An 8685-nucleotide genomic window follows, 5' to 3' on the forward strand; every position below is an offset into this window, starting at 1 on the left:
GGAGGGTCACCCGGGGCGACCCTCGAGTCAGACGTCGAACCCGTCGAACCCGTCGCCGTGCAGCGCCTCGTTCATCGAGGCATCGGCGTAACCGCGGCAGTAGTCCCACGTGACGTAGGCCTCCGGGGTCGGGTCGTACGCGGGTTCGTGCGGGCGCACCGTACCGTCCACCAGTAGCTGGAGCAGGTTGGCGCGCAACATATCCCAATCGTGGTAATGATCCTGCCGACAGTCCTCACAGCTGACCACGAGTCCGCGGATACCGCGGTGCGCCAGCAGCGCCTCGTACACTGCGAGGTCGGCGAGATCCTCCTCGACCGCTAGGCGCTCGTGAGGATCCAGCGGTTCCCCCGGCTCGATGGCATCGAGCGCGGCCGACGGGTCGGAGGGATCTCCGGCGAATGGATCCGGCGGCAGGCCAGGTGGTAGATGGTCACGCACAGGTCCACGGTACGCAGAGATAGCCCTTCCGCGCCAGCGCTGACACCCATTTGCCCTGACATAACTGGTTCCATAGCGCAAATCCGGCGCTACCGACGTACCCGTCTCCGCCGCCCGCGGCGCGGCGGAGGGCACATCGAGCACAACTTTGCGCGACCGATACCATGGACGGGCAGATGCCGGGTAGCGATCTTCGGTATCGAAATCAATCCATTCGTCCGCCGGGTTCTGCTCCGGTGGGCATTGCCGAGGTCCAGGAGGGGTCGATCCGATGAGCAGTCCCGTGACAGGCGGCGACGATCCGAACAAGATCGCCATGCTCGGGCTGACGTTCGACGATGTGCTGCTGCTGCCTGCCGCGTCCGACCTCATTCCGAGTTCCGTCGATACCTCCAGCCGGTTGACCCGGGAGATCTCGCTGCGCACGCCGCTGGTGAGTTCGGCCATGGACACCGTCACCGAGGCCCGCATGGCCATCGCCATGGCGCGGGCGGGCGGTATGGGCGTGCTGCACCGCAATCTCTCCGTCGAGGCGCAGGCCGCCCAGGCCGAGACCGTGAAGCGGTCCGAGGCGGGCATGGTGACCGATCCGGTCACCTGTCGGCCCTCCGACACCCTCGCCGAGGTGGACGCCATGTGCGCGCGGTTCCGCATCTCCGGTTTGCCGGTGGTCGACGACGCCGGAATCCTGGTGGGCATTATCACCAATCGGGATATGCGCTTCGAGGTCGACCAGAACCGCGAGGTCGCCGAGGTGATGACCAAGGCCCCGCTGATCACCGCCCAGGAGGGCGTGACCGCGGAGGCCGCGCTGGGCCTGCTGCGCCGCCACAAGGTGGAGAAGCTGCCGATCGTGGACGGCAACGGCAAGCTGCGCGGACTCATCACCGTCAAGGACTTCGTCAAGACCGAGCAGTACCCGAACGCCACCAAGGACCGCGACGGGCGACTGCTCGTCGGCGCGGCGGTGGGCGTGGGCGAGGACGCCTGGTCGCGCGCCATGACGCTGGCCGACGTGGGCGTGGACGTGCTGGTCGTGGACACCGCGCACGGCCACCAGTCGGGCGTGCTGCAGATGGTGCAGAAGGTCAAGGCCGAGGTCGGCGACCGGGTGCAGATCATCGGCGGCAATATCGCCACCCGCGCCGGCGCCAACGCCCTGGTCGAAGCCGGTGTGGACGCGGTGAAGGTGGGTGTGGGCCCCGGCTCCATCTGCACCACCCGCGTGGTCGCCGGTGTCGGCGCGCCGCAGATCACCGCCATTCTGGAGGCGACCGCCGCGTGCAAGCCGCACGGTGTGCCGGTCATCGCCGACGGCGGCGTGCAGTACTCCGGTGATATCGCCAAGGCCATCGCGGCCGGTGCGTCGACCGTGATGCTGGGTTCGCTGCTGGCGGGTACGGCCGAGTCGCCGGGTGATCTGATCCTGGTGGGCGGCAAGCAGTTCAAGAGCTACCGCGGCATGGGTTCGCTGGGCGCCATGCAGGGCCGCGGCGAGGCCAAGTCCTACTCCAAGGACCGCTACTTCCAGGACGATGTGCTGTCGGAGAAGAAGCTGGTGCCCGAGGGCATCGAGGGCCGGGTGCCCTTCCGCGGCCCGCTCGACACCGTGATCCACCAGCTGGTGGGCGGCCTGCGCGCCGCCATGGGCTACACCGGCTCGCAGTCCATCCCGGACCTGCAGGCCGCCCAGTTCGTGCAGATCACCGCCGCGGGCCTCAAGGAATCGCACCCGCACGACATCACCATGACCGTCGAAGCCCCCAACTACACCACCCGCGCCTGACGCGGACCGGTCCAATACGCCCACCCGAAATGCTCCAACCCGCTCAGTTCTCCACCCCGCAGTGCTCCGCCCCCGGCCCCAGAGCCGAACTCGCCGATTCGCGGCGCGTCCCGGTTCTGGACTGACCGGAGCGGGGGAGCGAAGCGGAGGAGCGGAGGGAGGGAAGAACCGGGACCTCCAGCGCCGCGAATCCGCCCGGAGCGAAGCGGAGGGCAATCAAACAGAGAGGAAACCGATGCGCGATATGGTCGAGATCGGCATGGGCCGGACTGCCCGGCGCACTTACGAACTGGACGATGTCGACATCGTTCCCTCGCGGCGGACCCGCTCGTCGAAGCAGGTGTCGCTGGCGTGGCAGCTCGATGCGTACCGTTTCGAGATCCCGTTCCTGACGCATCCGACCGATGCGCTCGTCTCGCCGGAGTTCGCCATCGAGCTCGGCCGTCACGGCGGTCTCGGCGTCATCAACGGTGAGGGCCTGTGGGCGCGGCACGCCGATGTGGAGGCCAAGGTCCAGCAGCTCACCGAGGTGGCCGAGAAGGAGGGGACGGAGGCCGCGGTCGCGTTGCTGCAGGAGTTGCACGCGGCCCCGATGCAGCCGGATCTGTTGGCGGCCGCAGTGGCGCAGGTGCGGGCCGCCGGTGTGACGACCGCGGTGCGGGTGAGCCCGCAGAACGCGCGCACGCTGACCCCCGCGCTGGTGCAGGCCGGTATCGACCTGCTGGTGGTGCACGGCACCATCATCTCGGCCGAGCACGTGGGCGACGGTGAGCCGCTGAATCTCAAGACGTTCATCGCCGAGCTGGATGTGCCGGTGGTGGCGGGCGGTGTGAGCGATCACCGCACCGCGCTGCATCTGATGCGCACCGGCGCGGCGGGTGTCATCGTCGGTTACGGCTCCATGCAGGGCGCGACGTCGACCGGTGAGGTGCTCGGTATCGGCGTGCCCATGGCCACGGCCATCGCCGATGCCGCCGCCGCGCGCCGCGATTACCTGGACGAGACCGGCGGCCGCTACGTGCATGTCATCGCCGACGGCGACATTCTCACCTCGGGGCACGTGGCGAAGGCCATCGCCTGTGGGGCGGACGCGGTCATGCTCGGTGTGCCGCTCACCCTGGCCGCGGAGTCGCCCGGCAAGGGCTGGTTCTGGCCCTCGGCCGCCGCCCACCCGTCGGTCCCGCGCGGCGCCCTGCTGCCCTACGCCATCGACGAGGAACGGGTCCCCCTCGCCCAGGTCCTGGAGGGCCCCTCCAACGACCCCTTCGGCTCCCTCAACCTGGTCGGCGGCCTCCGCCGCTCCATGGCCAAGACCGGCTACTGCGACCTGAAGGAATTCCAGAAGGTCGGCCTGAACGTCCGAGCCTGACCCAGCCGCCCGCACACAGCACCCGCCGGGAGCGCAACACCCGTTGCGCCCCGGCGGAATCTTCGCCGCAACCCACTGGTCCGCCGGGCGGCACTGCCCTTGCCCTGACCGGAACGTCCGCCCCGCGCGGCCTGACCGGCTCGTGATCGCTGCCCTTGCTCCCGCCGGACGCCTGCATCGAGTCGGTTCGGCCGTGCCGATGCTGTCCTCGTTCCGGCAGGGAGGCCCGCCTGCGCAGTCGGTTCGGCCGCTCCCGATGTCGTCCTCGTTCCGACCGGGGCACTCACCGGAACTCTCGACCAGCGGTCATCACCGTTCTCGACCGGGACGCAACAACTGATCTCGCACCGATAGGGGTAACTCACCGGGTACGTCCAAAATCGGTTCGGCACCGACCGCAGGCACGCGTGCATGTGCCCCAACGGCTCTCAGCCGCGCGCTGAAGTCTCGGGGAGGCGGACTAGCGCGCTGAAGTCGCGGGGAGGCGGGGGAGCGCGCGGAGGAAGTTCAGGATGGCGGTGTTCACCTCGCCGGGGTGGGTCATATTGACGGTTTGGCGGGCACCTTCGATTTCCAGGTAGCGGGCGGCGGGCAGGCGGGCGGCGAGTTCGCGGGCGTTGGCGCGGGAGATCCCGCTGTTGGTGGGGTGGATAACCAATGCGGGACAGGTGATTTCGGATAGTCGGTCGAGTACCGAGTCACGTCCGAGCAGGCAACCGGCGGCGACCTCGGTGGCGTGGTGGTCGCGGGCGAGCCAGCGTTTCACCCAGACGGCGCGATACCAGGCGTCGTCGCCGATGAGCCATTCCGCGAGGTGTTCGGCGAGGGCGCGGCGGGGGCCGTTCTCATACCATTTGTCCAGGAAGCGACGGGCATTGGTGAGTTCCAGCGTGGAGGGTTCGTGTGCCTCGGTGCTGATGAGGATGAGTGCCGCCACACGGTCGGGGGCCAGCAGCGCGGTGCGCAGTGCGGTGAATCCGCCCTGTGAGGTGCCGCCGATGACGGATCGCCGCACGCCGAGTTGGTCCAGTACGGTCAGCACGTCGCGGGCGCTGGTCCAGTAGGTGAAGGGCAGGCCCTTGTCGCGCGTGCGTCCGTGTCCGCGCGCGTCCCAGGTGACGATCCGGTATTCCGGTGTGAGCGCAGCCTGCTGTGACGCGAACATCGTTCGGTCCATGAGGAATTCGTGCCCCAGTAGCACTACCGGTCCATCGCCCCCGCTGTCCTCGTAATGGATTTCGGCATCGATCGCATGGGCGAATGGCACGAGGAAGAGGATAGTCACGGCCGGTGACAGAGATCGACAGTTTTGCCCCGTGCCGGGTGCGCGTACGGCGTGCCGCGCCACCCGATTTGTGTGTCTCGGGATGAATGCGTCGATCTTGGTCCGGACCGGTGCGCCCGACGGACGTGTGTCCTGCATCGCTCACTAGACTGATCCGGTGGCAGAAACCCAGCGACCAGTCCTTGTCGTCGACTTCGGCGCGCAGTACGCGCAGTTGATCGCGCGCCGGGTGCGCGAGTGCAGTGTCTACTCCGAGGTGGTTCCGCACACCGCGACCGTCGAGGAGATCGCCGAGAAGCGGCCCGCCGCCGTGATTCTGTCCGGCGGTCCGTCGAGCGTGTACGCCGAGGGCGCGCCGCAACTGGATCCGCGGCTGTTCGACCTGGATGTGCCGGTCTTCGGTATCTGCTATGGCTTCCAGGCCATGGCGCAGGCGCTGGGCGGCACGGTCGCGCACACCGGTACCCGTGAATACGGCCGCACCGAGATCAATATCGACGGTGGTGTGCTGCACGGCGGCCTGCCGATCCACCATCCGGTGTGGATGAGCCACGGCGACGCCGTCACCGACGCCCCCGAGGGCTTCGAGGTCACCGGCACCACACCGGGCGCGCCGGTCGCCGCGTTCGAGGACCGCGCCCGCAAGCTGGCCGGTGTGCAGTACCACCCCGAGGTGCTGCATTCGCCGCACGGTCAGCAGGTGCTGAGCCGCTTCCTGCACGAGATCGCCGGGATTCCGGCCGCGTGGACGCCCGCCAATATCGCCGAGGCGCTCATCGCGGATGTGCGTGAGCGGATCGGCGACGGCCACGCCATCTGCGGCCTGTCCGGCGGCGTGGATTCGGCCGTTGCCGCCGCCCTGGTGCAGCGTGCCATCGGCGACCGACTGACCTGTGTTTTCGTCGACCACGGGCTGCTGCGTGCGGGTGAGCGCGAGCAGGTGCAGCGCGATTTCGTCGCCGCGACCGGCGCCAAGCTGGTGACCGTCGACGCGGTGGAGAAGTTCCTCGGCGAGCTGAAGGGCGTCACCGATCCGGAGGAGAAGCGCAAGATCATCGGCCGGGAGTTCATCCGCTCCTTCGAGGACGCCGTCGCCGAGGTGGTGGGCGAGCAGGGGGAGACCAAGGTCGAATACCTGGTGCAGGGCACGCTCTACCCGGATGTGGTGGAGTCCGGCGGGGGCGCCGGAACCGCGAATATCAAGAGCCACCACAATGTCGGCGGACTGCCCGACGACCTGGAATTCTCGCTGGTGGAGCCGTTGCGGCTGCTGTTCAAGGATGAGGTCCGCGCCGTCGGCCGCGAATTGGGCCTGCCCGAGGACATCGTCGCGCGCCAGCCCTTCCCGGGCCCCGGCCTGGCCATCCGCATAGTCGGCGAGGTGACCGCGGACCGTCTGGAGCTGTTGCGCCAGGCCGACGCCATCGCCCGCGAGGAGTTGACCGCCGCCGGTCTGGACGGCCAGATCTGGCAGTGCCCGGTGGTGCTGCTGGCCGATGTGCGCAGTGTCGGCGTGCAGGGTGACGGCCGCACCTACGGCCATCCGATCGTGCTGCGGCCGGTGTCCTCGGAGGACGCCATGACCGCCGACTGGACCCGGCTGCCCTATGAAGTGCTGGAACGCATTTCGACCCGGATCACCAATGAGGTGGCGGAGGTCAACCGGGTGGTGCTGGACGTGACGTCGAAGCCGCCGGGGACCATCGAGTGGGAGTGAGCGCCGCGCGTCGCGTGCGGTAGGCGTGGGCCCCTCGATCCGGACCGGATCGCCGGGCCCGCTACGTGTACGCGGCGACACCGACCGTGATCAGGACGATGAACAGCAGGAGCAGCACCGCGCCCGCGGTGGTGTAGCGGTGCTCACCCGCTTCGTTCGGATGCCGTTGCGCGGGCTGGTTTTCGGGCCGCTCGCGGGTGAGCGGGTCGATGCGCGCCGCGTCCTTCGCGGCCACCGGGTTCGAAATCCCGCCCGTACTGCGGTATCCGGCGATGGTGAGGCGATGTCCCGTGCGGTGGCGCCAGGTCGCGGCCAGCGCGTGTGAGAACAGCGGGAGCAGGCCCGGGTCGTAGCTGTGTCGGTCGTGGTGGTCTCCGACGCCGCACAGGTCGGCGATGATCAGCTCGTCGAGACCGGGTTCGAGTTCGAGTCCGGCCAGGCGCGCGGGGCCGGTGACGGCCTGGGCCAGTTCGTCGGGGCGCATCGGGCCCAGGATGTAGCTGCGCTTCTCCAGTGCGCCCTGGAGGCTCGAATAGGCGAGGCAGTGGGCGTAGTAGTCGGCGCGCAGGGCCAACACCACGGCGGCGGTGTGCTCGGTGGCGCAGCGGTGCAGGGCCGCCAGGAATTCCGCACGGGCGCTTTCGCTTCCGCAGCCGGTGAAGAACTCCTCGAACTGGTCGACGATGAGCAGACGCTGCCGGTCGAGCCGCTGTGCGGTGAGGGCGGTGACGATGTCGTCGGCGGTGAGGTCGCCGCCGTCGATGCCGTAGGCGGCGGCCAGGGTGGTGAGCGGATCGGTGCCGGGGGTGATGGTGGTGACGTCCCAGTCGCTCACCGTCGGGACCAGCCCGGCCGCCAGCAGTGACGACTTCCCCGCCCCGGAGGCCCCGATGAGGATCACCATGCCGCTCGCATCACCGGCCGCCTCGCGCACCAGATCGGCGAATTCCGCTGTGGCATGGGTGCGTCCGAAGAACAGGTCGCGGTCCTGACGCCGGTAGGCGGCGAGCCCGAGGTACGGACAGTCGGAGTCTTCGGGGGTCCGGGTGGGGGCCTCGTACTCGGTCGTGGTCTCGCCGCTCACCATGTTCTGTCCTCGATCTTCCCGAGTGCCGGTTGACCGGCCGTACCGCGTCGACCGCCCCAGTGTCGCATCCGTCGTCGCCTGGAATGCGAACGGCCCCTGAACCATTCGGGTCAGGGGCCGTACTCGGTGCCAACTACTCCTTGCGTTTGCGTGGTGAGATCACCAGCAGCACGCCGACCACGATGGCGGTGATCACCACGATCCAGCCGAAGGACAGTCCTTCGGGCCAGGAGTGCGGGCCGATGAAGGCCCAGACGCTCACCAGCAGACCGAGGACTCCGGCGATGAGGAGTGAGAACGACGGACGGCGGGTCTTGTTGTCAGCCACGCTGCACCTCCACGGATCCCATGCTCATATCGACGGCCAGGTCGAGAATCGGCCCCTCGGCGGGGCCCATGATGCCGGTGGGGCAGTTCTCCTCACCCATATCCACCGAGCAGTCGAAACGCACTCGCAGATCGTTCGGCACGATGATGCGGACCTCACCCATCGCCCCCTCGATCCTGGTGGTGCGGTCCTCGGTGAGCCGCAGGTTGTTCAGATCCAGAGTGGCGGAGCCGAACGCCCACGAGTATTCCGGAGCCAACTCGGCGGCATCCTGCACCACCCAGACCCGCTCTCCCATCCCGCCGCGGTCGAAGTCGATCGGGCCGATGAGCGAGGCCAAGAGGACGAAGCCGGCCAATGGCGCGAGCACCACCATGAGGCCGTAACCGCGCCGGGCGAACGCGCCGACGATGAGGCCGAGCGCCACCACCGCCAAGGCGGCGGCACCGATCCGGCCCGGGGTCATCCAGTCCACCCCGGCCGCTGCGGCCGCGCCCGCTGCGGCCGCGGCGAGAATGGCCAGACCGATGACGGTGGGAGTCAGACGGGAACGCGGGCGCTTGGGCGGGGCCTGCACCGGGACCACGTGGGAGGCGCTGGGCTCCGGGAGATCCCAGGCGAGCGGGGCCACGCCGAGCGGATCCCAACCCGGCGGGGTGGGGCCGAAATCCG

General features: G+C 68.9%; 7 protein-coding genes and 1 pseudogene. 3 read left to right on the forward strand and 5 right to left on the reverse strand.

Features of this window, described 5'->3' with window-relative positions:
* Positions 1 to 27: 27 nt before the first annotated feature.
* Positions 28 to 441, reverse strand: a complete 414-nt coding sequence (locus ON31_RS05920; protein ID WP_029923780.1) for a DUF5319 domain-containing protein — start codon at positions 439 to 441, stop codon at positions 28 to 30.
* A gap of 271 nt (positions 442 to 712) precedes the next feature.
* Here ON31_RS05920 and guaB point away from each other — a divergent pair, with 271 nt between their 5' ends.
* Together guaB and ON31_RS05930 are read left to right on the forward strand one after the other, a co-directional pair.
* A complete protein-coding gene (gene guaB, locus ON31_RS05925) occupies positions 713 to 2227 on the forward strand; it encodes an IMP dehydrogenase (RefSeq protein ID WP_039810095.1) in 1515 nt (504 codons plus the stop codon).
* Between the two features lie 235 nt (positions 2228 to 2462).
* Positions 2463 to 3596, forward strand: coding sequence for a GuaB3 family IMP dehydrogenase-related protein (locus ON31_RS05930; RefSeq protein ID WP_029923782.1), 1134 nt, complete (start codon positions 2463 to 2465; stop codon positions 3594 to 3596).
* 460 nt (positions 3597 to 4056) lie between these two features.
* On the opposite strand, the gene ON31_RS05935 is transcribed toward ON31_RS05930, so the two are convergent.
* Positions 4057 to 4863 (reverse strand): alpha/beta fold hydrolase, encoded by an 807-nt coding sequence (locus ON31_RS05935; protein WP_039810135.1) that lies wholly within the window; start codon positions 4861 to 4863, stop codon positions 4057 to 4059.
* 175 nt (positions 4864 to 5038) lie between these two features.
* Between ON31_RS05935 and guaA the strand changes: the two genes are divergently transcribed.
* The gene (guaA, locus tag ON31_RS05940; protein ID WP_039810098.1) at positions 5039 to 6598 is read left to right on the forward strand and encodes a glutamine-hydrolyzing GMP synthase; all 1560 of its coding nucleotides are present in this window, start codon (positions 5039 to 5041) and stop codon (positions 6596 to 6598) included.
* 61 nt (positions 6599 to 6659) lie between these two features.
* Here the strand turns inward: guaA and ON31_RS05945 are convergent, their stop codons facing one another.
* The 3 genes and pseudogenes from ON31_RS05945 to ON31_RS05955 form a co-directional block, all read right to left on the reverse strand.
* On the reverse strand, positions 6660 to 7685 hold the full coding sequence (locus ON31_RS05945; protein WP_039810101.1) for an ATP-binding protein: 1026 nt from the start codon (positions 7683 to 7685) through the stop codon (positions 6660 to 6662).
* A gap of 133 nt (positions 7686 to 7818) precedes the next feature.
* The gene (locus ON31_RS05950) at positions 7819 to 8013 is read right to left on the reverse strand and encodes a hypothetical protein (RefSeq protein ID WP_029923786.1); all 195 of its coding nucleotides are present in this window, start codon (positions 8011 to 8013) and stop codon (positions 7819 to 7821) included.
* Positions 8006 to 8685, reverse strand: a pseudogene (locus tag ON31_RS05955) (LiaF domain-containing protein); the annotation flags it as partial. The gene ON31_RS05950 and the pseudogene ON31_RS05955, both read right to left, overlap by 8 nt.

Source organism: Nocardia otitidiscaviarum NBRC 14405 (assembly GCF_000308635.1).
GTDB lineage: Bacteria > Actinomycetota > Actinomycetes > Mycobacteriales > Mycobacteriaceae > Nocardia > Nocardia otitidiscaviarum.